Here is a 25998-nt window from a genome sequence, read left to right as displayed (position 1 = left end):
CCTGTTTTACCTTTGGTTTGGCGCGCTACCCGGCGCCGAAGATCTCACCTACGAAGCTGGTCAGGTCGCCCATGCGTTGCAGCGACAGACCGCCCGTGCCGCCGGTCTTGCCTCCGGCGGGAATGATTGCGGAGCTAAAACCAAGTTTTGCGGCTTCTTTCAACCTGTTTTCTGTTTGCGACACAGGGCGCAGGGCGCCGGAGAGGGAGATTTCGCCGAAAAGGACACATTCGGCGGGCAGGGCGGTGTCTTCCCGCGCACTGAGGAGCGCGGCGGCGACGGCGAGGTCGGCGGCGGGCTCAGATATGCGGATGCCGCCGGCGACGTTGAGATAGACGTCGAGCCCGGCGAAGGGCACGGCGCAGCGGGCCTCGAGCACGGCGAGGATCATGGCGAGGCGCGCGCCGTCCCAGCCCACCACGGCGCGGCGCGGCTGGGAATGGGGCGTGGGGGCGACGAGCGCCTGCATTTCCACCAGCACGGGGCGGGTGCCCTCGATGCCGGCAAAGACGACAGAGCCGGGCGAGGGGTCGCCGCGGCCCGACAGGAAGAGGGCGGAGGGATTGGGCACCTCGGCCAGGCCGCTGCCCGTCATCTCGAACACGCCGATCTCGTCGGCGGGGCCGAAGCGGTTCTTGACCGCGCGCAGGATGCGGAACTGGTGGCCGCGCTCGCCTTCGAAATAAAGCACCGAATCCACCATGTGTTCCACGACGCGGGGGCCGGCGATCTGGCCTTCCTTGGTGACGTGGCCGACCAGGACGACCGAGCAGCCCTTGCGCTTGGCGAAGGTGACAAGCTCGTGCGCGGCGGCGCGGACCTGGGCGACGGAGCCGGGCGCGCTGTCGACATTGTCAGCCCACATGGTCTGGATCGAATCGATGATGACAAGCTGGGGCGTGTCGCGGTCGAGCGTGGTGATGATGTCGCGCAGGGCGGTGGCGGTGGCCAGTTTCACCGGCGCGTCGCCCAAGCCCAGCCGCTGGGCGCGCATCCGGACCTGGGCGCTGGCCTCTTCGCCCGAGACGTAGACGGTTTGCAGCCCGGCCTGGGCGAAGCGGGCGGCGGCTTGCAACAGGAGCGTGGACTTGCCGATGCCGGGATCGCCGCCGACCAGCACCGCGGAGCCGGGGACGAGGCCGCCGCCGAGGACGCGGTCGAGCTCTGCCATCCCCGACATGGTGCGCGGCGGGGGCGCTTCGGCGGTGGAGAGGTCGCTGAGCGCGATGGCGTTACCGCGTTTCGTGCCGAGGGATTTCGAGGCGGGGCCGGCGGAAAGGGGCGCCTCTTCGATGATGGTGTTCCATTCGCCGCAGGCGTCGCAGCGGCCGGACCACTTGGAATGGACGGCGCCGCAGGCGGTGCAGGTGAAGGAGGCGGTTTTTCCCATATGCGGGTGATGCCCCAAGCGCGGGGCGCGGTCAAACGCTGATACTGTCCTGCCGCGCGGGCCTTGTTATTCGGCGGCGCGGTTGGGCAGGCCGACCACGGTGCCGTCGAGATCCGAGACTTCCTCGTACCCCAGTTCGGGCAGGATCGGGCGCAGGTCGTCGCGCAGGCGTTCAAGCTGGCTGACCGCCACGCTTTCCTCCATCTCGACCTCCTGGGCCCATTGCTTGAGCCGGACGCCGACCGCCTTGGCGTGATCGAGACGCTTGTTGAACTGCTCGACCTCCTGCTGGCGCTGCTTGAGGAAGGCGCGGGCGCGGTCGACCTTGTCGTCGGAATAGATTTCGGCCAGTTCGCGGCTGATGTAGGACATCTGGGCCGCGACCTCCATGATCTGCGGCTCCAGCGATTCCAGGTCGGGATGTTCGCGCATGTAGGCGAGGCGTTCGCGCACGGCGTCGAACTCGGACTGGATCTGGAACATGCCCGCGCGGTCGGCGGCGTGGGCGGCGGCGTAGGCCTGCGTGACGTCCTGCATGTTCATGTGAAAGCGGCGGTGGGAATTTTCCAGCGCCATGACGCGGGCATTCGCGGGCAGATAGAAGCACAGCAGGACGGCGAGAACGGTCAGGCCGATCTGGGCGATTTGGCCCGCGTTTTCATACACCTGTCCGCCGAAGCTGACCTGGAATTCCAGCCAGGGAAGAACGCCGGACGCGGCGAGCGCGGTGGCGAGCGTAAGCCCGAGCGCGGCCAGGGCGAACACGGCCACGGCAAGGCGGTTCAGGAAATACTGCGCAATCACGACTACCGAACGGAAGGTCTCGGTCATCACTTCCCCCCAAAGAAAGTGCACCACACTCTGTATCGGCAAGTTTACGCCGAGAAAGCGAAATCACCTACAGTAAATTTAAGGCATTTCGGGAGGATCGCGGGACAATCCCCTTTGATCGCGGGGAATTGTTTCCGTTTCGGCGACGACGCGGCCGGGCTTTTCGGTGAGATGCCCGATGGCCAGGGAGGCGAGAATGCAGCCGGTGAAGAGGTAGAGTCCCCAGGCGGTCTCGATGCGGCCCACGCCGATGCCCTTGGAGAGGGTGATGTAGAGCGCGATGAGAAAGATGTCGGCCATGGCGAGTTTTCCTAGGATGTGCAGGACCGGCAGGGTCTTGCGCCGCAAAAGGCCGAAATGGATGAGCGCGAGGCCGATGGTCTTCACGTAAGGCGCGAAGAGGGCGAAGAAGGTGACAATGAGGGCGAGGAAGACGTCGCTGTCCCACAGGGACTGAAGCCCGGTGATGACGGAGATTTCCGAGAGGCCGAAGAGCGGCAGGAGACCGGCGCGCATCAGCGGGGCGAACCAGGCGATGGGGAAAAGGACCAGCAGGGTCAGGTTGAGGTATTTGAGCATGAAAGGCCTTGGGTGGGTATGACCCAGAGGTAAGGGGTGCGAGAGGCCGGGGCAAGCGCAGGGGGAAACAGAGCCTCGGGGTGCGATGCGTGGGGCAAAAGTCTTGAGAAGACTTTTGCCAAAACCTTTGAGAAAGGTTTTGGCGGACGGTCAGCGGACGGATTCGATCGGCCCCTCGGCGGAGCCGGTGATGAACTGTTCGAGATAAGGATCCCCGGAGTTATCCATCTGGGCCACCGGACCGGTCCAGCGGATCTTGCCGCCGTGGAGCATGGCGACGTTGTCGGCAATGGCGCGCACCGAGGTCATGTCGTGCGTGATCGTCATGGCGGTGGCACCCATTTCCACTACGATCTCGCGGATGAGCTCGTTGATGACGCCGGACATGATCGGGTCGAGGCCGGTGGTGGGCTCGTCGAAGAAGATGATCTCGGGCTCGGCGCAGATGGCGCGGGCCAGCCCGACGCGTTTCTGCATGCCGCCCGAGAGTTCCGCGGGGTACTTGTCGGCCTGCTCGGGGGTGAGGCCGACGCGGCGCAGTTTCTCGATGGCGATCTCGCGCGCCTGCGCCCAAGGGCGCTTGAGCGAGCCGCGCAAAAGGCGGAAAGCGACATTTTGCCAGACGGGGAGCGAATCGAACAAGGCACCGCCCTGAAAGAGCATCCCGAAGCGGGCGAGGAAGGCGTCGCGGTCGCCGGTGGTGACGTCCTGGCCGTCGAGGGTAATGAGGCCGCTGTCATGCTGGATAAGGCCGAGGATGCATTTCAGGATCACGGACTTGCCCGTGCCCGAGCCGCCGATGATGACCATCGACGTACCCTTGGGAATCGACAGGTTCACGCCGCGCAGGACGTGGTTTTGCCCAAAGGCCTTATGGACGTCCGAAAGCTCGATCATACCGAGAAGAACACCCCCGTCAGCAGGAAGTTGGCGGCGAGGATCAGGATGGCGGCGGCCTGCACCGAGCCCTTGGTGGCGCGGCCGACGCCCTGTGCGCCGCGGCCGGAGTTCATGCCGTAATAGCAGCCCATGACGGCGGCGATGACGCCGAAGACCGCGCCCTTGACGAGGGAGGAGATGATGTCGAGCGGTTCGAGAAAGTTGACGGTGTTCTGGATATAGGTGGCGGCGTTGAAGCCGAGGTTCTGTACGCCCACGGTATAGCCGCCGAGGATGCCGATGATGTCGCCCACGCCGACCAGCAGCGGCACGGTAATAAGGGCCGCCAGCACGCGGGGGGCGACGAGGTATTTCATCGGGTGGGTCGAGAGGGTGACGAGCGCGTCGATCTGCTCTGTCACTTTCATGGTGGCGATCTCGGCGGCGATCGAAGAGGTCACGCGGGCGGCGATCATCAGGCCGACCAATACGGGGCCAAGCTCGCGCACCATGCCGATGGCGACGATCTGGGGCACCACGGCCTCGGCATTGAAGCGCGCGCCGCCGGAGTAGATCTGCAAGGCCAGCGCGCCGCCGGTGAAGATGGCGGTGAGGCCCACCACGGGCAGCGACAGCCAGCCCACCTGCATCAGCGCGTTGAACACCTCGCGCGGATAGAAAGGCGGGCGCAGGATATGGCTGAAGGTCGAGAGGGCAAATAGCGTGATCCGCCCCAGCATCGCCAGCGCGGCCAGCGTGTTGCGCCCGAGCGCGGCGATGGGCGACAGGAGCAGCGTCATCCGCCGGTATAGAGGCGGTCGTAGCGGGCGCCCATCGCGGTCAGGATCTCATACCCGATGGTGCCGGCGTTGTCGGCGAGGTCGTCCACGGTCTGATCTTCGCCCAAGATGCGCAGCCATTTGGGGTCATGGCCCAGGTCCGTGATGTCGACCGAAATCGAATCCATCGAGATGCGGCCCGCGACCGGGCATGAGGTTTCGTCGGCGTAAAGCACGGTCTTGGGCCCCATGATGCGGTGGATGCCGTCGCCATAGCCCGAGGAGACGGTGGCGATGCGGGTCTCGCGCGTGGCGGTGAAGGTGTTGCCGTAGCCGACCGTCTCGCCGACCTCCAGCATGCGTGTCTGGATCACCGGCAAATCGAGCGTGACCACGGGGCGGGCCGTTTCGAACGGCAGGCCGCCATAGAGACCGATGCCGGGGCGGCACATGTCGAAGTGATACTCCGGGCCCAGGAGCATGCCACCCGTCTGGGCGAAACAGCGGGGCACGCCGGTGCCGTCGGTCATCTCGCGGAAGGCGGCCAGTTGTTGCGCGTTCATCGGATGGTCGGGATCGTCGGCGCAGGCGAGGTGCGAGATCAGCAGCACGGGACTCGCCGCCAGCACCATGTCGCGCACCGCGGCCCATTCGGCGGGCTCCATCCCCAGGCGGTTCATGCCCGAATCGAGCTGGATTCCGAAGGGGTGGCCGGGCAGCGCCTCGAGATGGCGGATGATCTGATCGGTCGAGTTGAGCATTGGCGTGAGGCCCAGGTCCGAAATCATGTCAGTGTCGCCGGCCATGTGGCCCGAGAAGACGTGGATGTCCGGCTTGGGGCCGAGCGCCTGGCGCAGCGCGACGCCTTCCTTGGGGACCGCCACGAAGAAGGTGCGAGCCCCGGCGCGGGCCAGCGCGCGGGCGATGCGGTCCATGCCGAGGCCATAGCCGTCGGCCTTGACCACTACGGCGGTTTCCACGGCGGTCTGCGCGTCGAGCGCGCGCCAGTTGGCGACGAGCGCGTCGAGGTCGATGGTAAGCTTGCCGGTACTACTCATGGGCCGTGGTTTTGACCGGATGGGACGGGGGGTCAAGCCCAAAGGCGGGCATGACGCAGCCTCAGAATTCCGTGCCGTCCTGCTGCCACGGTTTGGCAAGGTTGCCGAAGCGGGTGAACTGGCCTTCGAAGCTGAGTTCGACGGTGCCGATGGGGCCGTGACGCTGCTTGCCGATGATGACCTCGGCGCGGCCGTGCAGGCGTTCCATGCGTTCCTGCCAGGAGGCGATTTCCTCGAGCTTGTCGTCGGAAGGTTTCTCGCGCTCGGCGTAGTATTCCTCGCGGAAGACGAACATCACCACGTCGGCGTCCTGTTCGATCGAGCCGGATTCGCGCAGGTCAGAAAGCTGCGGGCGCTTGTCCTCGCGGCTCTCGACCTGGCGCGAGAGCTGCGACAGGGCGATGACGGGGATGTCGAGTTCCTTGGCGATGGCCTTGAGGCCTTGGGTGATCTCGGAGACCTCGTTGACGCGGCTGTCCTTCGCCGAAGCGGGGCGCACGAGCTGAAGGTAGTCGACGATCAGAACGTCCAGCCCGTGCGTCCGCTTCAGCCGCCGGGCACGCGCGGCCAGCTGGGAGATGGGCAGGGCGGGCGTGTCGTCGATGTAAAGGGGGCAGGATTCGAGGGTCTTGGCGGCCTCGACGAAGCGGCGGAACTCGGTTTCCGTCATGTCGCCGCGGCGGATCTGCTCGGAGGGGACCTCGGCGGCCTCGGACAGCACACGGGCGGCCAGCTGTTCGGCGCTCATCTCGAGCGAGTAGAAGCCGACGACGCCACCCTCGACCGCGCCTTCGGACCCGTCGGGGAGCGTGCCGCGGTTGTAGGCCTTGGCGATGTTGAAGGCGATGTTGGTCGCCAGCGACGTCTTGCCCATCGAGGGGCGGCCGGCGAGGATCAGAAGGTCGGACTTGTGCAGGCCGCCCAGTTTCTTGTCCATGTCGACGAGGCCGGTGGAGATGCCGGCAAGGCCGCCGTCGCGCTGGTAGGCGGCGTTGGCCACGTTAACAGCGTCGGTTACGGCCCTGAGAAAGCTTTGAAATCCGGTTTCGGACTGGCCCTGTTCGCTGAGCTTGTAGAGCTTCTGTTCGGCCTCGACGATCTGGTCGCGGGGTTCCAGGTCGACCTCGGCGCGCTGGGCCTTTCCGGCAATGTCGTGGCCAAGCCCGATCAACTCGCGCCGGATCGCCATGTCATAGATCATCTGGGCGTAGTCGCGCGCGGCGAAGGCCGAGATGGCGGCGCCGGCGAGGCGGGCGAGATAGGCCGGACCGCCCAGCTCCTTAAGGCCCTCGTCATCTTCGAGGAAGGTCTTGAGCGTCACCGGCGACGCGAGGTTGCCCTTGGCGATGCGGGCGGCGGCGGTCTCGTAAATGCGGGCGTGGACGGGGTCGTAGAAATGCTGCGGTCCGATCAGGTTGGCGACCCGGTCGTAGATGTCGTTGTTGGTCAGGATCGCGCCCAGAAGCTGCTGTTCGGCCTCAGTCGAGTGCGGCAGGGCATCCGGTGCCGGCGCGTCCTGTACGGCCGGTGTGCCGGACGCGTTGATGGTCGCAACTTCGTTCATTTCTTTCCCCGTACTGCTCTGGTTCCGGGTTGCGGCGCGATGGCCCCGATCACGCTCTGCCCCGGTAGGGCGGTGTCTTAGCGAGGCGGCCTGCGCGGTGGCAACTTGTATCTTTGTGTGGATACTCTGTGGATATCCTCAAGCTACAATATTTTGCCCCCCTGATGGCCCCAGCGTCAAGATTTCGTTGCCGTGCGGCCCGAGATACACGCTAACGTTGCGTCATCACAACGTTAAAAAAATTTTACGAACGGGGTTGTCCGGGGGGACGCCGCCGGCGACTCGGGGCCGCCTAGCTGCGGGCGGCCTGCCAGGCGCGCGGATCGTCGAGAAACGATTCGACCCCGTCGAGCGTGGCGGCGTCGAAGCTGCCCTGCGCGCGGGCCTCTTCCAGCACGTCGCGCCAGGTGCAGAGGTAATGCAGCGCTACGCCGTGGTCGCCCAGGGTCTTCTCGGTCTCGGGAAAGATGCCGTAGTAGAAGATCACCGCCGTGTGCCCGCAGCTGGCGCCGGTGTCGCGGATGGCATCGACGAAGCTGAGCTTGGAGCCGCCATCGGTGGTCAGGTCCTCGACCAGCAGAACGCGGTCGGTGTCGGTCATGGCGCCCTCGATCCGGGCGTTGCGGCCATAGCCCTTTGGTTTCTTGCGCACGTAGGTCATCGGCAGGGCCATGCGTTCGGCCACCAGCGCGGCGAAGGGGATGCCCGCGGTCTCGCCGCCGGCGATGTTGGTGAAGGCCTCGAAACCCGCATTGCGCATCACGGTGACGGTCAGGAAGTCCATCAGCGTGGACCGGATGCGCGGGAAGGAGATGAGCTTGCGGCAGTCGATATAGGTCGGGCTGGGCAGGCCCGAGGCCAGCGTGAAGGGCTCGTCCGCGTTGAAATGGACTGCCTCGATCTCCAGCAGCATCCGGGCGGTGAGGCGGGCGATTTCATCTTGGCTGGGGTAGGTCGAGGGGATCATGGGCGGCGCGCTCCGGCGATTGAATTTGCTGACGGTTATCCTGTCTTGGCGTCGATATTCAAGTCGGTGCGTCAGGCGACGCAGGGCGGAAAAGGGGGATGACGAGGCTGAAGCAACTGCCCCGGTCGCGCCCCTCGCTTTCCGCATGGACGCTGCCACAATGGGCCTGTGCGATTTCGCGGACGTTGGCGAGACCGAGGCCGATGGAGGGTTCGCCGCCCGTAGGCGTGGCCGAGAGGCGTTGAAACCGGCCGAAGGCGCGTTCGAGGTCGCTGTCTGTCAGGCCCTGTCCTGTGTCGGTGACGCTGATCCGCGCGGTGTCGTCTGCCGTCGACACGGTCACCCGGACCTGTCCGCCGGAAGGTGTGTATTTCAGCGCATTGCTGATCAGGTTGTCGATGGCCGAGACGATCAGGGCGTCATCGACCTCGGCAGTGATGTCGGACATGGTGGCGACGTCCAGCGCGATGCCCTTGCGCGTGGCCTCGGAAAGGTTGGCCTCGACTGCGATCCGGACGAGGCCCGGCAAGCTGCAAGGCTCGGCGCTGTCTGAATGGCCGCACTGTCGTGGCGCGCGCGCTCAAGCGTGGCCTTGATCAGGCCGACCATCCGATCGGCGTTGTCGATGATCTTGCGAAACCCGGTGTCGAGCTTGTCGGGATCGTTGTTGGCGGCGGCGAGGCGCGCCCGGCCAAGTTCTGCCTGCGATAGGATCGCCGAAAGGGGGCTGCGCAGATCGTGGGCGATCAGGCCCATCAGGCCGGTTTTCTGGATACTTTCGCGGCGCAGGCGGGCATAGCCACCTTGCAGCCGGGTGTTGAGCGCGGCCAGATCCGAGATCAGTTTCTGCCTGGTCCGTTCCTCGACAAGGCGGTTCAGCTCCGCCTCCGCGCGGACGGAAAAGATCTGGACGATGGCCGTGGCCAGTTCGGGGTCGCGGATGACGTCTTTGGACAGAACCAGAAGGTGGCCCAGGACGGTCCCGGCAGTGTCGCGCAAGGGAATGCCGATATAGCCTTCGTACTCGGCTTCCTTGGGATAGAGGCTGGCAAGGTCGCAGGGAATTGTCACTGTCTCGCCGCGATAGACCCGCGCGCAGGGCGTTTCATTGAGATCATACCTGAAGGTTTCGATACTTGCGTCCTCCTCGACCGCGAACACAATCCGGGCGCGGTTCGGGGGCTCTCCTTCAGCATAGGTGATGGCGACGAAGGACGCCTCGAGATGCTGGCCGAGCGCTTCGACAAGGCGCGCCAGTAGCCGGTGACCGGTTTCGCCCGCGATGCTCCGCGCGATGCAGAGGATTCTATTCATTTCCGAATTGTGTTCCGACATGACACGCCCATGGCCCGCAGACGGTCGTACCTTAGCCGCCCGCGCGCGTGTCGCCAGTCAAATTCGACCGCGAGAGCGTCACGTGACGCGCCAGTGCAGCGGCATCTGGGGGTCGAAGACGGTGACGGGGCCGTCGTCGGTGTCGATCCGTGGCGGATAGGCGACCGGGTCGCCCCTGGTGAGCGTGATCGTGTCGGTGCTGACAGGCAGGCCGTAGAAGGCGGGCCCATGTTCGGAGGCGAAGCCGGCGAGGCGGTCGAGGGCGTTCTCCTGTTCGAACACTTCAGCCAAGATCGAGAGCGTGTTGGTGGCGGTGAAGCAGCCCGCACAGCCGCAGGCCGTTTCCTTGGCCGAGTCGACATGGGGGGCAGAGTCCGTGCCGAGAAAGAAGCGTGTGTCGCCGGACGTCGCGGCGGCGCGCAGCGCAAGGCGGTGTTCCTCGCGTTTGGCCACGGGCAGGCAGTAATAGTGCGGTTTGATCCCGCCCACGAGGATGTGGTTGCGGTTTATGATGAGATGGTGCGTGGTGATGGTGGCGCCAAGGTTTTCGGGGTTGGATGTCACGTAATCGACACCGTCGCGCGTGGTGATGTGTTCCATCACGACGCGCAGGCCGGGCGTGGCGCGGCGCAGCGGATCGAGCACGCGGTCGATGAACACCGCCTCGCGGTCGAAGATGTCGATCTCGGGGTCGGTGACCTCGCCGTGCACGCAGAGCGGCATGCCGATTTCGGCCATCCGTTCCAGCACCGGGCGCACGCGGTCGAAGTCGCGCACGCCGGAGGCGGAGTTGGTCGTGGCGCCCGCCGGGTAGAGCTTGAGCGCTGTCACCAGGCCCGACGCGTGGGCCGCGGCCACGTCATCCGGATCGGTGTTCTCGGTCAAATAGAGCGTCATCAGCGGGGTGAAGTCCATGCCGTTGGGCAAGGCGGCCATGATCCGGTCGCGATAAGCGGCGGCCTCGGCCCCGGTCACGACGGGCGGCACGAGGTTGGGCATGACGATGGCGCGGCCGAAATGGCGCGCGGTTTCGGGCAGGACCGCGCGCAGCACCGCGCCGTCGCGCAGGTGCAGGTGCCAGTCATCGGGGCGGGGAAGGGTCAGGGTCCGGCTCATGGCCGAAGGCATTACAACAGCGCGCGCGCCTGTGCCAGAGCCTCAGTCGATTTCGCGGGGCGGCATGGCCACGCCCTGTTCCTCGGCCTTGTGGTAGGCGGCGCGGATCGCGCGGCGAAACCGCGGCCCAGGCGTTTCGCGCATCACGGCCTGCGCCAGCCGCGCGGTGAGGTAGAGCCGTCCGTCATCTTCGAGCCGGGCCAGGATGGACTTGAGGTAGGGCACGTCCGTCCGGCGGGCGCGGTAGAGCAGGGCGAGCGACGCGGTGTCGAGCTTGCCCGCGCTGAACCGGGCGATGATGCGCAGAAGGATGTTCATGCGCATCAGGCTGCGGTCCAGCCGCGGACCCATGAAGCGCATCCGGAAGCGCATCACGTTGGCGCGGGCAAAGAGCGCCGAATGCATGGCGTCCTCCTCGATGTCCGGATCGTAGAGGATAACGGCGCGGTCGGCCGCGTCGAGCATGTCGGGGGCATAGCCGTAGCGACTGGTGAAATCGAGCCGGCGGCGTCGGCGGAACCGTTCGTCCCATTCGGTCATGCGCGGGTCGAGCGTGGCCTGCGGCTGGATCGCCAGCACCCTGGCGCCGGGGGCCGCGACCGAGAAGGCGGCGGCGGCATAGCCCGCGGGGCCGGCGCCGTAAAAGATCACCTGGTCGAACTCCTCGAAGAAGCCGTCATCGACGAGCCGGTCGAAATAGCCATAGACGCGGCCCTCGCGGAACCAGCTGTCGGTCTTGCTGGCGAGGCAGAGATGCGACCAGCCGAGCGCGCGCGCCAGATCCCAGCCCATCGGCCGGGCCTCGGGGGAGACCACGCGCAGGCTGGAGAACGATTCGAAGGTCACCAGGAGGGTCGGCTTGTGCTCGATGAAGATCGCCGCATGGTCCGCCCCCAGCCGCTCGACATAGCCATCGGCATCGGTGACATCGTCCAGACGGTCCAGCCAGTCCTCCCAGTCCAGCCCGGACAGGGACGCCTCCAGCGCCTTGGGGGTATCTGCGCACATGCTCGGTCCTCAATACTCGAAAAAGCCCCGTTTCGCACGGGTGATTGACCGGCAAGCTAGGCAGCAAAAACGGCGAAACTTTGGAGAATTGGTGGGGTTTCTTGGGGGCGGCAACGTACGGCGCGGCTGGCGCGGCCCTTGACGGCGCGACAAACCCGTGCAGTTCTGCGGCGAAAGGGAGCCGCGATGACCGATCTGACATCCATAGACGACGTGCAGGCCATGCTGGCTCGGGAGGGCTATGTCTGCGGGCGCGGCCTGGGGACGGTGGTGTTCCTGGGGCTGCGCCTGGGCCGGCCCCTGTTCCTGGAGGGCGAGGCCGGCGTCGGCAAGACAGAGATCGCCAAGTCGCTGGCCGCCGGGCTGGGGCGGCGGTTGATCCGCCTGCAATGCTACGAGGGGCTGGATGCGTCGAGCGCGGTCTACGAATGGAATTTCGCCGAGCAGATGATCGCCATTCGCGCCGCCGAGGCTACCGGCGGCGTCGACCGCGACAGGCTGACAGACGAGTTGTTCACCGAGGAGTTCCTGATCGAGCGGCCGCTCCTGCAGGCGATGCGCCCGCAGGAGGGTGGCGCGCCGGTGCTTTTGATCGACGAGCTGGACCGGACCGACGCGCCGTTCGAGGCGTTCCTGCTGGAGGCGCTGAGCGATTTCCAGGTGACGATCCCCGAGCTGGGGACGATTGCGGCGCCCGAGCCGCCCATTGCCGTGCTGACCTCGAACCGTACGCGCGAGGTGCATGACGCGCTGAAGCGGCGGTGCCTGTACCACTGGGTCGACTACCCGACCTTCGACCGCGAGATCGAGATACTGCAGGCCCGCGCGCCGGAGGCCGCCGAGACGCTCAGCCGCGAGGTGGTGGCCTTTGTCCAGAAATTGCGCACCGAGGACCTGTTCAAGAAACCGGGCGTGGCCGAGACCATCGACTGGGCCAAGTGCCTATTGGCGCTGGACGTGATCAGCCTCAGCCCCGAGGTGATCGCCGACACGCTGGGCGCGATCCTGAAATACCAGGACGATATCCAGAAATTGCAGGGCTCCGAGGCCAAGCGCATCCTCGACGAGGCCAAGGCGGGGCTGGAGCCGGCGTGAGTCTTCCTCTGGCCTTAAATATCCCGGGGGTTTGGGGGCTGGCCCCCAATCCGACCTGCGTTTGGGGGCTGGCCCCCAATCCAACCTGCGTTCGGGGCCGCTGCGCCCGCGCCGGTGCCTGATGGAATACCCCGACCTCGACCTCCCAGAACATCCCAGGCTCGGCCACAACATCACCCATTTCGCCCGTGCCCTGCGCAAGGCCGGGGTGCCGGTGGGGCCGGGGCGGGTGATCGACGCGATCCGGGCGGTCGAGGCGGCGGGGTTCACCTCGCGGTCCGATTTCTTCTACGCGCTGAGGGCCTGTTTTGTCAGCCGTCCCGAGCACCGGGCGGTCTTTGCCCAGATCTTTCGCCTTTATTGGCGCGACCCGCGCTACATGGAGCACATGATGGCGATGATGCTCCCCGCCATTCGCGGCGTGCAGGAAGATCGCACGGCACAGGCGGCCGAAAAACGCGCGGCCGAGGCGCTGCTGGACGGGATCGAGCCGGACATCCCCGAGGCCGAGCCGCAAGGGGACGACGAAGAGACGCAGATCGAGATCGACGCGTCGCTGACCATGAGCCGCGACGAGCGGCTGAAGACCCTCGATTTCGAGCAGATGAGCACCGACGAGATCGCGCAGGCCAAGCGCATGCTGGCAAAGCTCAGCCTGCCGGTGAAGCCCTTTGCGTCGCGCCGGGGGATGCCCAGCCACGCCGGCCACCGGGTCGATGCGCGCAGGACGCTTCGCGCGGCGATGCGGCGGGGCGGCGAGATGCGCCGGATCCACCTGCAGAAACCGCGCCCGCGCTGGCCGAACCTGGTGGTGCTGTGCGATATTTCCGGCTCGATGAGCCAGTACAGCCGGATGGTCCTGCATTTTCTTCATGCCGTGGCCAACCAGAAGGGGGCGGGCTGGGCCAAGGTGCATGCCTTCACCTTCGGCACGCGGCTGACCAACATCACGCGCCACCTGGACACGCGCGACGTCGATGCCGCGCTGGCCGCCGCCGGCGCCGAGGCGCAGGACTGGGAAGGCGGCACCCGGATCGGGGACTGCCTGCACCAGTTCAACCGCGACTGGTCACGCCGGGTGACTGGGCAGGGCGCGGTGGTGCTGCTGATCACCGACGGGCTGGACCGGGACGGGACCGCGGACCTGAGCCGCGAGATGCAGCGCCTGCACCTGTCGGCGCGGCGGCTGATCTGGCTGAATCCGCTGCTACGCTGGGACGGGTTCGCGCCCAAGGCGGCGGGGATCAAGGCGATGCTGCCCCATGTCGACGCGTTTCGCGCCGGTCATTCCATCGCCACGCTGGAAGATCTTGCCGCCGTCATCAGCCGGCGCGACGATGCCGGCGAGAAAACGCGCCTTATGCAACAGCTATGAGCCCGGGCCGATCGGCGGCGCCATGCCGATTTTACGCCCCGGTGTCGGGAACCCCCCATGCACCCCCAACGTTGGGGAGGGTAGCCACGCAAGCGCGGGGCATCCGAATTCTGGGAGAGAGACATGCGTAGACTGACCCTGACATCGACGACCGCGGCCCTCGCTTTGGCGATCGGCCAGACCGCACCGCTGCCGCTGGCGGCCGAAACGGCCTTGCAGGAGGCGCAGGAAGGAACGTATCGCACCGCGCAAGCCGATGTCGACACGACCGAGCCGAATGGCGACGAGTCGGTGCTGTCGCAAGCAGCCGAGGAGGTCGAAAACGCCGCCGAGGCCGCCGAAGCCGAGGGCGAGGCCGCTGCAGAGGCTGCTGAAGCCGAGGCAGCCCAGGCCGCGCAGGCCGCCGAAGAGCAGGCCGAAGCAGAGCAGCAAGCCGCCGAGGCCGAAGCGCAGGCCGAAGCGGATGCCGCCGCTCAAGCCGAAGCAGATGCCGCGGCGCAGGCCGAAGCGGACGCCGCTGCGCAAGCCGAAGCAGACGCCGCTGCGCAAGCCGAAGCAGATGCCGCGGCGCAAGCGGAAGCGGACGCCGCCGCTCAAGCCGAGGCCGATGCGGCGCAGGCAGAGGCCGAGCAGGCTACTGAGTCGACGGCTGAGAACGTCGAAGAGGATGCGCAGCAACTGGAGCAGGCGCTTGAGGCCGAGCAGGCCGAAGCCGAGGCGCAGGCAACAGCCGAGACCGAGGCAGAGGCGCAGGCCGACGGGTCTGCCGATACCGCCGAGGAGACCACCGAGGCTGAGGCCAACGAGCCCGAGACAAACGAGGCCGAGGCCGCCGCGCAGGCCGAGGCAGGCGCCGAGACGGAGGATGCCTCCGGGACGGCCGAGCAGGATGCAACCGAGCTGGAGCAGGCGCTTGAGGCCGAGCAGGCGGGAAGCGAAGCCGGAGCCGAGGCCGAGGAGAGCGCCGACCCTAGCGAGGCTGCCGACGCGGCGGAGCAGGACGCAACCGAGCTGGAGCAGGCGCTTGAAGCGGAACAGACCGACACCGACACGGCTGCCGGCAGCGAAGAACAGACTGGCCAGGAACAGACGGGCCAGGAACAGACGGGCCAGGAACAGACGGGCCAAGAACAGACTGGCGAAGAACAGACAGCGGACCAGGCCGCCACCGAGCAGCCCGAGCCGCAGATCGACGAAGACCCGGTCGAACAGGCAGAGGCACAGGCCGAAGCCGCGGCCCAGGTCGAGGAGCAGGCCGCTAACGTTGCTGCTGCCAGTGACGACGCCGAAGCCGTGAACAGCGAAGAGGTGACGCTGACCGAGGAGAACACGCGGTCCTCGGACGAGGAGTTCGAGACGACGGTGGGCGGCAATGCGCAGACCGAGGCCAACACCCAGAACGCGCCCGCCGCAGGCACCCCTGTGACGAGCGACGACCGCGACGAGAACCTGCGCAACATCCTGACCGCCGCTGCCGCCGTCGGTCTGGGCGCATACGCGATCGGGCAGGTGACCGATGACGGCGGCACGGTCGTGTCCAACAGTGGCGACCGCGTCGTGGTCGAGCGCGACGGGCGGTATCGCATCATCAAGGATGACGACGCGCTTCTGCGCCGTCCGGGCAGCGACGTGCGGGTCCAGACCTTCGACGATGGCTCGACCCGTAGCACCGTAACGGCCCAGGATGGCAGCCAGACCATCACCGTGCGGGCTGCCGATGGCCGCGTGCTGCGCCGCACGCAGGTTTATCCCAATGGCGACCAGGTGGTGCTTTTCGATGACACGCGCCAGGTCGAGGCGGTGAACGTGCAGCAACTGTCGGACACCCGCGCGCAGGAATACGAATATGCCAACGCATCGGAAGACGAGCTGCGCCAGGCCATCCTGGCCACGCGGGATACGCCGACCGCGCGCCGCTTTTCGCTGAACCAGGTGCGCTTCGTCGACGCCGTGCGCCACCAGGTGCCGGTGATTGCACTGGACACGGTGAATTTCGAGACCGGCAGCGCCGTCATCCGGCCGGAAGAGGCCAAGGCGCTTTCGGTGCTGGGCAACGCCATGCGGGAGTCCATCTCGGAAGATCCGCGCCAGGTGTTCCTGATCGAAGGTCACACCGACACGGTCGGGCCGGCCAGCAACAACCTTGCGCTGTCGGACCGCCGGGCGGAATCGGTGGCCCTGGCGCTGACCGAGTATTTCGACGTGCCGCCGGCGAACATGATCGTGCAGGGCTACGGCGAATCCGACCTGAAGATCCGCCAGGCCGGTGACATCCGCGAGAACCGCCGCGCGGCGGTCCGCAACATCACCGGGCTTCTGAACGACAGCTAAGCGTTGTCGCCGGGGGACCGACGCGGCCGCCCTCCGCAGGATTGCGGGGGGCGGTCTTTTTTGTGCGCGACGCCCGAGATTCTTCGTACGAAGAATCTTGGGGTCATAGCTTGCCGAAATTGCGTTTGTGAAAGCGGTGTGCCCGGCCCATATTGACGGCATGTCCGACCGTTTCGACACCATACCCGAAACCGCGCTGGCCTGGTTCGAGGCCGGCAAGGGCGCGGCCCTGGCCACTGTCGTTGAGACCTGGGGCAGCGCGCCCCGGCGCGTGGGCAGCCAGCTGGCCATTTCGGGGGAGGGCGAGATCGAGGGCTCGGTCTCGGGCGGCTGTGTCGAAGGTGCCGTTGTCGCCGAGGCGCTGGATGCCATCGAGGCCGGCGCGCCCGTGATGCTGGAATACGGGGTCAGCGACGGCGATGCCTTTGCCGTGGGGCTGGCCTGCGGCGGCACGATCCGGGTTCTGGTCGAGCCCGTGGGCAGCGTGATGCCGGTGGAGACCCTGAAGGACCTCGTGCTGACACGCGAGGCGCGGGTGCCGGTGGCCTATGTGACCGGCATGGAGGCCGAGCGCAGGCTGTTGCGCGAGGGTTATGAAGACCGCTTTCGCGCCGACCGTTCGGGGTTCGAGGAGGATGGGACCACCTTCGTGGCGATCCACAACCCGCCCTTGCGGATGATCATCGTGGGCGCGGTGCATATCGCTCAGGCGCTGGTGCCGATGGCCCGTGTGGCGGGGTACGATCCGCTGTTGATCGACCCGCGCGAAAGCTTTGGCAGTGACACGCGCTTTCCCGGAGAGACGATACTGCACGACTGGCCGGACGAGGCCGTGGCGGCCTATGGCCTCGATGCACGCACGGCATTGGTGCTGCTGACCCACGATCCCAAGCTGGACGATCCGGCGCTGGAGGCGGCGCTGGCATCGGATGTCTTTTACATCGGGGCGCTGGGCTCGACCCGGACCCATGCCAAGCGGGTGGCGCGGCTGGAGGCGAAAGGCTTTGATGCGGGCCAGATCGCGCGCATCCATGGCCCGGTGGGGCTGGATATCGGTGCGGCGGGGCCGTCCGAGATTGCCGTGGCGATCCTGGCCGAAGTGACGCATGTGCTCAGGAAAGGCGGATGAGGTTCGGACCGGTTCCGCTGGACCGGGCGGCGGGCGCGATCCTGGCGCATAGCGAGCACCTGCCGGACGGGCGGCTGCGCAAGGGGCAGGTGCTGGCGGAGGCGGATATCGCCCGGCTGCGCGCGGCGGGGCTGGAGAGCGTCGACGTGGCGATCCTGGACGCGGGCGACGTGCACGAGGATGCCGCCGCCGCCCGGCTGGCCAAGGCGGTGCTGGACGGGGCCGCGGGCCTGTCGCCGAGCCGGGCGTTCACGGGGCGGGTCAACCTGGTGGCCGAGGCGCCCGGCGTGGTGGAGGTGGACGCGGCCAAGGTCACGGCGGCCAACATGCTGGATCCGATGATCACGCTGGCCACCGTCGCGCCGTGGTTCCAGACTCATCCCGGCGGGATGGTGGCGACGGTCAAGATCATCGCCTACGGGGTGGCGGCAGAGGCGCTGGACCGCGCGGCGGAGGCGGCCCGGGGCGCGATCCGGCTGCACAGCCCGCGATACGACACGGCGAGCCTGATCGTCAGCGACACGGCCGACGGGCCGGGCCTGCGCGGGGTCGAGGCGATCCGCACGCGGCTGGCAGGCCTGGGGATGCGCCTGAAACAGACGCTGAGCTGCCCGCACGAGGTGCCGGCGCTGGCCGAGGCCATGGCGGCGGCAAGCGGCGAGGTGGTCCTGGTGCTAACGGGATCGGCAACGTCCGACGTGCGCGATACCGGCCCCGAGGCGCTGCGCCGCGCGGGCGGCACGGTGGCGCGGTTCGGCATCCCGGTCGATCCGGGCAACCTGCTGTTCACCGGGCGGCTGGGAGAGCGGCCCGTGATCGGGTTGCCCAACAGCGCCCGGTCGCCGGTGTTGCACGGGGTGGACTGGGTGCTGGCGCGGACCGCCTGCGGCGTGCCGATCGGGGACGCGGATTTCGCGGCGATGGGCGTCGGTGGCCTGCTGAAGGAAATCCCGACGCGTCCGCAGCCGCGCCAGCGAAAACAGGCCGGGTAGGAACGCCGGGCAGGGGGCCGCCCGGCGCCTGGATTCAACCGTCCAGTTGCGACAGCTTTTCGAGGATGCCGGTCCAGCCCCAGCGATGGCCTTCGCGCTGCTCTTCGCTGACGAAGCGGACTTGTGTCAGTTGCACGCGTGTGCCGCCCGGACCGGGGGTAAAGGTGATCGTCACCTCGCTGTCATCGCGTGAGGCGTGGCTTTCCCAGGTGAAGACCAGCCGGTTGGGCCGGTCGATTTCCCTGTAGGTTCCGGTATGGGGCAGGTCCTTGTCGCCGTTACGCATGATCACTTCGAACCGCCCGCCCTCGACCGCGTCCGAGGACGCGCGGGGCACGACGGTTTCGCCGGGGCAGATGAAGCGTTTCATGGTGTCGGGGTCGAGCCATGCGTCGAACAGGCGTTCGGGCGTGGCGTCGATCACGCGTTCGACGGTGAGCGTGAGGTCTTTTTCGGTGGCAGTCATGGGTCGGTCTCCTGTGTGAGCAGAGTGTCGAGCGCCTCCAGTCGGAGGGCCCAGATCGAACGCAAGTCGCGGAACCAGCGGTCGACATGGGCCAGTTCCTCGATCCGCAATTCGATCAGGTGCTCGCGCCATTCGGTGCGGCGCGTGACCAGCCCCGCGCCTTCGAGCACCTTGATGTGCTTGGAGACGGAATTGAGGCTCATGTCGAAATACGCGGCGATGTCGGTCACCCGGAGCGGGCCATGCTGCGCCAGAAGCGTCAGGATGGACCGGCGGGTGGGGTCGCCTGCGGCCTTGAAAATATCGGTCAGTCGGTGCTGTGATTCTTGTTCAACCATAAGGGTGAATAATACGGCGCAGGCCATCAATCAACCAAATAGGTGAATGATAGGGCGCGTCTGCTGCGGGCCGGAGCGATCCGCGCGCGGAAACCGCGCGTCGGCAGGACGCCCGCAAGTACGACGAAGGCAGGGGGGTGGCGCGACAGAAAGTGCCTTCTCAAGTGGGGGGCGGCGTGTTTAACTCCAGTCAGCCAATTAGAAAAGCCAATGGGAGGAGCCGATGGCACAGGTCAAGATGACCGTGAACGGCAAGCCTGCGTCCGGCGAGGTGGAAGGACGCACGCTACTTGTCGATTTTATCCGAGATACGCTGGGCCTGACGGGCACGCATGTGGGCTGCGACACCAGCCAGTGCGGGGCCTGCGTGGTGCATGTGGACGGCAAGGCGGTGAAGGCCTGCTCGATCTTCGCGGCCGAGGCCGAGGGCACCGAGGTGACCACGATCGAGGGGATGGCCGCGGAGGACGGCACCATGACCCCTGTCCAGAAGGCGTTCCAGGACTTTCACGGGTTGCAATGCGGGTTCTGCACGCCCGGCATGGTGATGTCGGCGGAGGCCCTTCTGAAGGACAACCCGAGCCCGACCGAGGCGGAGGTGCGCGAGTACCTGAAGGGCAATATCTGCCGCTGCACCGGGTATCACAACATCGTCAAGGCGATCCTGGCGGCGTCGGGACAGGACGTGACAGGGATTGCGGCGGAGTAGACCCGGATGCTGACCGGTCCCCCCAAGCTGCGCACATGCCTTTGGTTTCACGACCGCGCCAGGGAGGCGGCGGAGTTCTACGTGACTCTGGTGCCCGACAGCCGGATCGACGAGGTCAGCGAGGTCGATGGTGACGTGGTCGTGGTGGAGCTGACACTGGCGAACGTGCCGTATCAGTTCTTGCAGGCGGGGCCGCATTTTACCCTGACGCCCGCGGCGTCGATCAGTGTTCTGACCGAGGATCAGGCGGAAACCGATCACCTGTGGAACAAGCTGAGCGACGGTGGCGAGGAGGGACTGTGCGGCTGGTTGACCGACCGGTTCGGCGTCAGCTGGCAGATCGTGCCGCGCCGGTTGCTGGAATTGCAGGGAGGCCCGGATGCCGAGGCGGTGCGGGCGGCCATGTTCAAGATGAAGAAAATCGAGATTGCGGCCCTGGAAGCGGCCGCGGCCTAAACAACAGGATCGGGCCATTGCGCCCGCCAATATGGGAGGATTAACACATGCCCAAAGATGGTGGCATCGGCGCCAGTTCCAAGCGGCGCGAGGACGTACGGTTCCTGACGGGGGCCGGCAATTATACCGACGACATCAACCTGCGGGGACAGGCCTATGTGCATTTCCTGCGCTCGGACGTCGCACACGGTACGCTGAACAGCGTGGACACCAGCGCCGCTGAGGGCATGCCCGGGGTGATCAAGGTCTTCACCGGCGCAGATTTCGCCGAGGTGGGGGGCATTCCCTGCGGCTGGCAGGTGACGGACCGCCATGGCGAGCCCATGCAGGAGCCGCCGCACCCGGTGCTGGCGCAGGGCAAGGTGCGCCATGTGGGCGATCCCATCGCCGCCGTCGTGGCCGAGACCCGCGACCAGGCGCGCGACGCCGCCGAGGCGATCGAGGTGGACATCACCGACCTGCCCGCTGTCATGGACATGAAGGAGGCGCTGCAGGACGGGGCCACCAAGGTGCATGACGACCTGACGAGCAACCTTTGCTACGACTGGGGGTTCGTCGAGGAAAACAAGGGCGCGGTCGAGGAGGCGATCAAGAACGCCGCACACGTGACCACGCTGGAGCTGGTGAACAACCGGCTGGTCCCGAACGCGATGGAGCCGCGCGTGGCGGTGGGCGACTACAGCCGTGGCACCGATGACAGCACGCTTTATACAACGTCGCAGAACCCGCACGTGATCCGCCTGTTGATGGGCGCCTTCGTGCTGGGCATACCCGAGCACAAGCTGCGGGTGGTGGCGCCCGATGTGGGTGGCGGCTTCGGGTCGAAGATCTATCACTATGCTGAGGAAGCCTTCTGCACCTTTGCCGCGAAAAAGCTGAACCGGCCGGTGAAATGGACCTGTACGCGCTCGGAGGCGTTCATCAGTGACGCCCATGGCCGCGACCACGTGACCAAGATCGAACTGGCGCTGGATGCCGAGAACAACTTTACCGCCGTGCGTACGGAAACCTATGCCAACATGGGCGCTTATCTGTCGACCTTCGCGCCGAGCATCCCCACGTGGCTGCATGGCACGCTGATGGCTGGCAATTACAAGACGCCCAATATCTATGTGAACGTGAAGGCGGTCTTTACAAATACCGTGCCGGTCGATGCCTATCGCGGGGCCGGGCGGCCAGAGGCGACGTACCAGCTGGAGCGCGTCATCGACAAGGCGGCGCGGGAGTTGGGGGTGGATCCGATCGAGTTGCGCCGGCAGAACTTCATCACCGAGTTCCCCTATGCGACGCCAGTGGCGGTGGAATACGACACGGGCGATTACAACGCCACGATGGACAAGCTGCTGGAGATCATCGACAAGGACGGTTTCCAAAAGCGGCTGGAAGACAGCAAGGCCAAGGGTAAGCTGCGCGGGCTTGGCGTGAACTGCTATATCGAGGCCTGCGGGATCGCGCCGTCGAACCTGGTGGGGCAGCTGGGCGCGCGGGCGGGCCTGTACGAATCCGCGACCGTGCGGGTGAATGCCACCGGCGGGATCACCGTGATGACCGGCAGCCACAGCCACGGGCAGGGGCACGAAACCGCCTTTCCGCAAGTGGTGGCAGACATGCTGGGCATCGACGAGAGCATGATCGAGATCGAGCATGGCGACACCGCCAACACGCCGATGGGCATGGGCACCTATGGCTCGCGGTCCATCGCAGTGGGCGGGTCCGCAATGGTCAAGGCGACCGAGAAGATCATCGCCAAGACAAAGAAGATCGCCGCGCACCTGCTGGAGGCGTCGGAGGCGGATATCGAGCTGAAGGACGGCCAGTTCACCGTCGCGGGCACCGACAAGTCGGTGGCCTGGGGCGACGTGACGCTGGCGGCCTACGTGCCGCACAACTATCCGCTGGAGGAGATCGAGCCGGGGCTGGAGGAGACCGCGTTCTATGACCCGGCGAACTTCACCTACCCGTCGGGCGCCTATGCCTGCGAGGTGGAGGTCGACCCGGAAACCGGCAAGGTCACCATCGAGAGCTTTGCCGCCGCCGACGATTTCGGCAATGTCATCAACCCGATGATCGTGTCGGGGCAGGTGCATGGCGGACTGGCGCAGGGGATCGGGCAGGCGCTGCTGGAGCAGACCTCCTACGATGCCGACGGCCAGCTTCTGAGTGCGTCCTACATGGACTACGCCATGCCGCGTGCCGATGACGTGCCGTTCTACCAGGTCGACCATTCCTGCCAGACGCCCTGCACGCACAACCCGCTGGGGGTGAAAGGCTGCGGCGAGGCGGGCGCGATCGGGTCGCCACCATCGGTGGTCAATGCCGTGGTGGATGCGCTGCAACGGGCAGGCCATGACGTGAAGCATATCGACATGCCGCTGACGCCGTCGCGCGTCTGGGCCGCGATGCAAGGGTAAGGAGAGAGACAATGTACGCATTCGAAATCGAACGCCCGAGCACCGTGGCCGACGCGGTGAAGCTCTTGAAGCAGAGCGACGAGAACCAGGCGCTGGGGGGCGGGCAAACCCTGATCCCCACGCTGAAGCAGCGGCTGGCCGCGCCCGAGATGCTGGTCTGCCTGAGCGGGATCGACGAGATCAAGGGCGTATGCACCGATGATGAGGGTCGCATCTGCATCGGCGGGGGCACGACCCACGGCGATGTGGCGGCGGGATCGGGGGCCTATCCGGCGCTGGTCTGGATGGCGCAGAACATCGGCGACCCGGCGGTGCGCAACCGGGGCACCATCGGCGGGAGCCTCGCCAACAACGATCCGTCGGCCTGCTATCCGGCGGCGGTGCTGGCCTCGGGCGCGACGGTGGTGACCAATGAGCGCGAGATCGCGGCCGATGAGTTCTTCGACGGCATGTTCGCAACCGCGCTGAACGAGGGCGAGATCATCACCGAGGTGAAATTCCCGGTGCCGGAGAAAGCCAACTACCAGAAGTTCGAGCAACCCGCGTCGCGCTTTGCACTGGTGGGTGTCTTCGTGGCGAAGTTCGCCGATGGCGTGCGCGTGGCGGTCACCGGCGCGTCGGAAGAGGGCGTGTTCCGCTGGACCGAGGCCGAAGAGGCGCTGGGCGGCAATTTCTCGGCCTCGGCGCTGGACGGCCTGTCGGTGCCGGCGGACGGGATGATTTCCGACCTGCACGGATCGGGGGCGTATCGCGCGCATCTGGTGGCGGTGATGACCAAGCGGGCGGTAGAGGCGGCCTGAGCCACCTCTGCCCTGGACATAACGAAACCCGGCCCCCTGCGGTCCGGGTTTTTTCCTGCTCCGCGCCTTTTCGGTGTCGCGGACAGGGAGGATCTGGGCCTTGCGCGAGGACCTGTCCGGGGCGTGGCAACAGAGAGTCTTGAGGGAATGGCACAAAAACGGCAACTGATCTCGAACGGCAACCCGATGGAAGAGATCGTGGGCTTCAGCCGTGCGGTGCGGGTGGGTGATTTCATCGCCGTCGGCGGCACGGCGCCCGTGGATGAGGCAGGCAAGACCGTGGGGATAGGCGATGTCCGCGCCCAGACGCGCCAGTGCTTTGAAATCATCAAGAGGGCGCTGGAAGATGCGGGGTCGGGCTTGCACGATATCGTGCGCACCCGCGTGATCCTGACCGATATCGACACCTGGCGCGACGCCATCGAGGCACGCAAGGAATATTGCCGGGAGTCGCGACCGGTCGACACGATCATGGCGGTAAGCCGTTTCGTGAACCCCGAATGGCTGGTCGAGATCGAGGTGGATGCCGTGGTCGCAAGAGGCCGGCCCTGAGCCTTGCGGTATGAGCGCGACTGACAGGCATGAATTGTGTCTTCCGCCGCGGAGTCTCTTTGCGGATGTATGGCGCGGGCGGACGCGCGTTTCGTGCTACGCTGGGATCTTCGGTTGGGAGACTCAACATGTCGGATTATTTCGATCTGGGCGCCTATACCCGCCCCGTGACGTCGGTTCGCGTTGCCCAGACCTGGTTTGATCGTGGCCTTGTCTGGTTGTTTGCCTATAACCACGAAGAGGCCATCGTCTGTTTCGAGAAAGCGATCGAGGCGGATTCGGAGTGCGCGCTGGCGCATTGGGGGATCGCCTATGGCATCGGGCCCAACTACAACAAGGCGTGGGAGGTTTTCACGCCGGAGGAAAAGGCGCCCGCGCTGGAGCGCGCCCACGATGCGCTGAAGGCGGGGCTGGCGCTGGACGGCGCGCGTCCCTTGGAGCGTGCGCTGCTGGAGGCGCTGGCGTCGCGCTATCCTACCGATCCTGCGATCGAGGATTACCAGCCCTTCAATGACGGCTTCGCCGAGGCGATGCGCCCGGTCTACGAGGCGCACAAGGACGACCTCGATGTGGCGTGCTTCTTCGCCGAAGCGCTGATGAATCGCACGCCCTGGCAACTTTGGGATTTCCAGAGCGGGGTGCCCAACCCCGAGGGCTCGACCGTCGAGGCGATGGCGGTGCTGGAACGCGCCTTTGCCGAGACGCCCGGCGCGTGGGACCATCCGGGCCTGTTGCACATGTACATTCACCTGATGGAGATGTCGCCCCATCCCGAAAAGGCGCTGCGCCACGGCGACCGGCTGACCGATCTGGTGCCGGATGCGGGGCACCTTGTGCATATGGGCACCCATATCGACGTGCTGTGCGGCGACTACCAGAACGTGCTGGCGCGCAACCTTGCCGCGGCAGAGGTGGACGAGCGGTTCAAGGACTATGCGGGCGCCGCCAATTTTTATGCGCTCTACCGCATTCACAATCTGCATTTCGCGGCCTATGGCGCGATGTTCCTGGGACAGAAGGCGGCGGCTATCAGTGCCGCCAAGCGCTTGCGCGGCGAGGTGCCCGACGAGGTGGTGCGGTCCTATCCCGACATCTTCGAGACCTTCGTGGCCGCCGCGCCGCATGTCTATATCCGCTTCGGGATGTGGGAGGAGATCCTGGAACTGGATCAGCCCGAGGACACCGAGCTTTACGTGACCACCAACGCGCTGATCTGTTACGCCAAGGCCGTGGCGCTGGCCAACCTGGGACGCCATGCCGAGGCCGATCGCATGGCGGCGGCGTTCACCGAGGCCTACGCGCTGGTGCCTGACACAAGGATGCTGTTCAACAACAAGGCCCGCGACGTCCTGGCCGTGGGCGAGGAGATGATGAAGGGCGAGCTGGCGTTCAAGGCCGGGCAGCGGGACGCGGGACTGGCGCACCTGCGCCGTGCGGTCGCGCTGGACGACGGGCTGGAATACGAGGAACCGTGGTCCTGGCCGCAACCGACGCGCCACGCGTTGGGCGCGCTTCTGATGGAGGCGGGGGAATACGACGAGGCCGAGGCGGTCTATCGCGCCGACCTGGGCCTGGACGGGAAGTTGCCGCGCCCCAGTCAGCATCCGCGCAATGTCTGGGCGCTGCACGGCCTGCACGAATGCCTGCAACGGCGCGGCGCGCCCGAGGAAGTGCCGCATGTGAAACTGCTTCTGGATCAGGCGGTCGCACGGGCGGATATTCCCATTCGCGCAAGCTGTCTGTGCCGCAAGGCCGCGGCCTGAGCGCCAGAGCCCGATTGCGCCGCGATCCCCTTGCCGGATGCGGCGCGCCGCCACTGTGACGGCGCAGCGCTGATA

Annotated in this window: 25 protein-coding genes; 11 read left to right on the top strand and 14 right to left on the bottom strand. The window is 66.4% G+C overall.

What is annotated here, in order from left to right; translation table 11 throughout:
* Nucleotides 1-25: 25 nt before the first annotated feature.
* From radA to ACQY4V_RS09170, 12 genes are all read right to left on the bottom strand, one after another.
* Entirely contained in the window at nucleotides 26-1390 is a 1365-nt protein-coding gene (gene radA / locus ACQY4V_RS09225) for a DNA repair protein RadA (RefSeq protein WP_428516769.1), read from the bottom strand.
* A 66-nt stretch (nucleotides 1391-1456) separates the two neighbouring features.
* Entirely contained in the window at nucleotides 1457-2221 is a 765-nt protein-coding gene (locus ACQY4V_RS09220) for a DNA repair protein (protein ID WP_428516767.1), read from the bottom strand.
* Nucleotides 2222-2299: 78 nt separating this feature from the next.
* Complete coding sequence (locus ACQY4V_RS09215; protein WP_428516766.1) at nucleotides 2300-2800, bottom strand: paraquat-inducible protein A; 501 nt, start codon at nucleotides 2798-2800, stop codon at nucleotides 2300-2302.
* 150 nt (nucleotides 2801-2950) lie between these two features.
* Nucleotides 2951-3697 carry an ABC transporter ATP-binding protein gene (locus ACQY4V_RS09210; protein WP_428516764.1) on the bottom strand — a complete coding sequence of 249 codons (747 nt, stop codon included), beginning with the start codon at nucleotides 3695-3697 and terminating at the stop codon, nucleotides 2951-2953.
* The gene (locus ACQY4V_RS09205; protein ID WP_428516762.1) at nucleotides 3694-4479 is read right to left on the bottom strand and encodes an MlaE family ABC transporter permease; all 786 of its coding nucleotides are present in this window, start codon (nucleotides 4477-4479) and stop codon (nucleotides 3694-3696) included. The genes ACQY4V_RS09210 and ACQY4V_RS09205 overlap by 4 nt, the downstream gene beginning before the upstream one ends.
* Complete coding sequence (alr, locus tag ACQY4V_RS09200) at nucleotides 4476-5516, bottom strand: alanine racemase (protein WP_428516760.1); 1041 nt, start codon at nucleotides 5514-5516, stop codon at nucleotides 4476-4478. Before alr ends, ACQY4V_RS09205 begins: the two co-directional genes overlap by 4 nt.
* A 61-nt stretch (nucleotides 5517-5577) precedes the next feature.
* Nucleotides 5578-7080, bottom strand: a complete 1503-nt coding sequence (locus tag ACQY4V_RS09195) for a replicative DNA helicase (protein WP_428516758.1) — start codon at nucleotides 7078-7080, stop codon at nucleotides 5578-5580.
* Nucleotides 7081-7372: 292 nt separating this feature from the next.
* A complete protein-coding gene (locus ACQY4V_RS09190; RefSeq protein WP_428516757.1) occupies nucleotides 7373-8047 on the bottom strand; it encodes an orotate phosphoribosyltransferase in 675 nt (224 codons plus the stop codon).
* A gap of 58 nt (nucleotides 8048-8105) precedes the next feature.
* Nucleotides 8106-8495 (bottom strand): sensor histidine kinase, encoded by a 390-nt coding sequence (locus ACQY4V_RS09185; protein ID WP_428516755.1) that lies wholly within the window; start codon nucleotides 8493-8495, stop codon nucleotides 8106-8108.
* Nucleotides 8459-9361, bottom strand: a complete 903-nt coding sequence (locus ACQY4V_RS09180; protein ID WP_428516753.1) for a histidine kinase dimerization/phospho-acceptor domain-containing protein — start codon at nucleotides 9359-9361, stop codon at nucleotides 8459-8461. Before ACQY4V_RS09180 ends, ACQY4V_RS09185 begins: the two co-directional genes overlap by 37 nt.
* Nucleotides 9362-9460: 99 nt before the next feature.
* Nucleotides 9461-10498 carry a dihydroorotase gene (gene pyrC / locus ACQY4V_RS09175; RefSeq protein ID WP_428516751.1) on the bottom strand — a complete coding sequence of 346 codons (1038 nt, stop codon included), beginning with the start codon at nucleotides 10496-10498 and terminating at the stop codon, nucleotides 9461-9463.
* A 42-nt stretch (nucleotides 10499-10540) separates the two neighbouring features.
* Nucleotides 10541-11506: a phosphoadenosine phosphosulfate reductase gene (locus tag ACQY4V_RS09170; protein WP_428516749.1), complete on the bottom strand. Its 966-nt coding sequence runs from the start codon at nucleotides 11504-11506 to the stop codon at nucleotides 10541-10543.
* Between the two features lie 186 nt (nucleotides 11507-11692).
* On the opposite strand from ACQY4V_RS09170, the gene ACQY4V_RS09165 reads away from it, so the two are divergent.
* From ACQY4V_RS09165 to ACQY4V_RS09145, 5 genes are all read left to right on the top strand, one after another.
* The gene (locus tag ACQY4V_RS09165; RefSeq protein WP_428516747.1) at nucleotides 11693-12601 is read left to right on the top strand and encodes an AAA family ATPase; all 909 of its coding nucleotides are present in this window, start codon (nucleotides 11693-11695) and stop codon (nucleotides 12599-12601) included.
* 118 nt (nucleotides 12602-12719) lie between these two features.
* Complete coding sequence (locus ACQY4V_RS09160) at nucleotides 12720-13976, top strand: vWA domain-containing protein (RefSeq protein ID WP_428517205.1); 1257 nt, start codon at nucleotides 12720-12722, stop codon at nucleotides 13974-13976.
* Between the two features lie 123 nt (nucleotides 13977-14099).
* Complete coding sequence (locus tag ACQY4V_RS09155; protein WP_428516746.1) at nucleotides 14100-16307, top strand: OmpA family protein; 2208 nt, start codon at nucleotides 14100-14102, stop codon at nucleotides 16305-16307.
* 160 nt (nucleotides 16308-16467) lie between these two features.
* Nucleotides 16468-17436, top strand: a complete 969-nt coding sequence (locus ACQY4V_RS09150; protein WP_428516744.1) for an XdhC family protein — start codon at nucleotides 16468-16470, stop codon at nucleotides 17434-17436.
* Nucleotides 17433-18428: a molybdopterin-binding protein gene (locus tag ACQY4V_RS09145; protein WP_428516742.1), complete on the top strand. Its 996-nt coding sequence runs from the start codon at nucleotides 17433-17435 to the stop codon at nucleotides 18426-18428. The genes ACQY4V_RS09150 and ACQY4V_RS09145 overlap by 4 nt, the downstream gene beginning before the upstream one ends.
* A 34-nt stretch (nucleotides 18429-18462) precedes the next feature.
* Here the strand turns inward: ACQY4V_RS09145 and ACQY4V_RS09140 are convergent, their stop codons facing one another.
* Both ACQY4V_RS09140 and ACQY4V_RS09135 read right to left on the bottom strand, forming a co-directional pair.
* Nucleotides 18463-18894 carry an SRPBCC family protein gene (locus ACQY4V_RS09140; RefSeq protein ID WP_428516740.1) on the bottom strand — a complete coding sequence of 144 codons (432 nt, stop codon included), beginning with the start codon at nucleotides 18892-18894 and terminating at the stop codon, nucleotides 18463-18465.
* Nucleotides 18891-19232 carry an ArsR/SmtB family transcription factor gene (locus ACQY4V_RS09135; protein ID WP_428516738.1) on the bottom strand — a complete coding sequence of 114 codons (342 nt, stop codon included), beginning with the start codon at nucleotides 19230-19232 and terminating at the stop codon, nucleotides 18891-18893. Before ACQY4V_RS09135 ends, ACQY4V_RS09140 begins: the two co-directional genes overlap by 4 nt.
* 223 nt (nucleotides 19233-19455) lie before the next feature.
* On the opposite strand from ACQY4V_RS09135, the gene ACQY4V_RS09130 reads away from it, so the two are divergent.
* From ACQY4V_RS09130 to ACQY4V_RS09105, 6 genes are all read left to right on the top strand, one after another.
* A complete protein-coding gene (locus tag ACQY4V_RS09130) occupies nucleotides 19456-19941 on the top strand; it encodes a (2Fe-2S)-binding protein (RefSeq protein WP_222450477.1) in 486 nt (161 codons plus the stop codon).
* A 6-nt stretch (nucleotides 19942-19947) separates the two neighbouring features.
* The gene (locus tag ACQY4V_RS09125) at nucleotides 19948-20397 is read left to right on the top strand and encodes a VOC family protein (RefSeq protein WP_428516736.1); all 450 of its coding nucleotides are present in this window, start codon (nucleotides 19948-19950) and stop codon (nucleotides 20395-20397) included.
* Nucleotides 20398-20444: 47 nt separating this feature from the next.
* Nucleotides 20445-22808, top strand: coding sequence for a xanthine dehydrogenase family protein molybdopterin-binding subunit (locus ACQY4V_RS09120; RefSeq protein ID WP_428516734.1), 2364 nt, complete (start codon nucleotides 20445-20447; stop codon nucleotides 22806-22808).
* A gap of 11 nt (nucleotides 22809-22819) precedes the next feature.
* Nucleotides 22820-23608 (top strand): FAD binding domain-containing protein, encoded by a 789-nt coding sequence (locus tag ACQY4V_RS09115; protein ID WP_428516732.1) that lies wholly within the window; start codon nucleotides 22820-22822, stop codon nucleotides 23606-23608.
* Between the two features lie 147 nt (nucleotides 23609-23755).
* Nucleotides 23756-24160, top strand: coding sequence for a RidA family protein (locus ACQY4V_RS09110; RefSeq protein ID WP_428516730.1), 405 nt, complete (start codon nucleotides 23756-23758; stop codon nucleotides 24158-24160).
* Between the two features lie 128 nt (nucleotides 24161-24288).
* Nucleotides 24289-25923: a hypothetical protein gene (locus tag ACQY4V_RS09105; protein ID WP_428516729.1), complete on the top strand. Its 1635-nt coding sequence runs from the start codon at nucleotides 24289-24291 to the stop codon at nucleotides 25921-25923.
* Nucleotides 25924-25998: the final 75 nt, after the last annotated feature.

It is taken from the genome of Roseovarius sp. (assembly GCF_965277045.1).
Taxonomy (GTDB): domain Bacteria; phylum Pseudomonadota; class Alphaproteobacteria; order Rhodobacterales; family Rhodobacteraceae; genus Roseovarius.
This window is presented reverse-complemented; position numbering and strand designations above follow the sequence as displayed.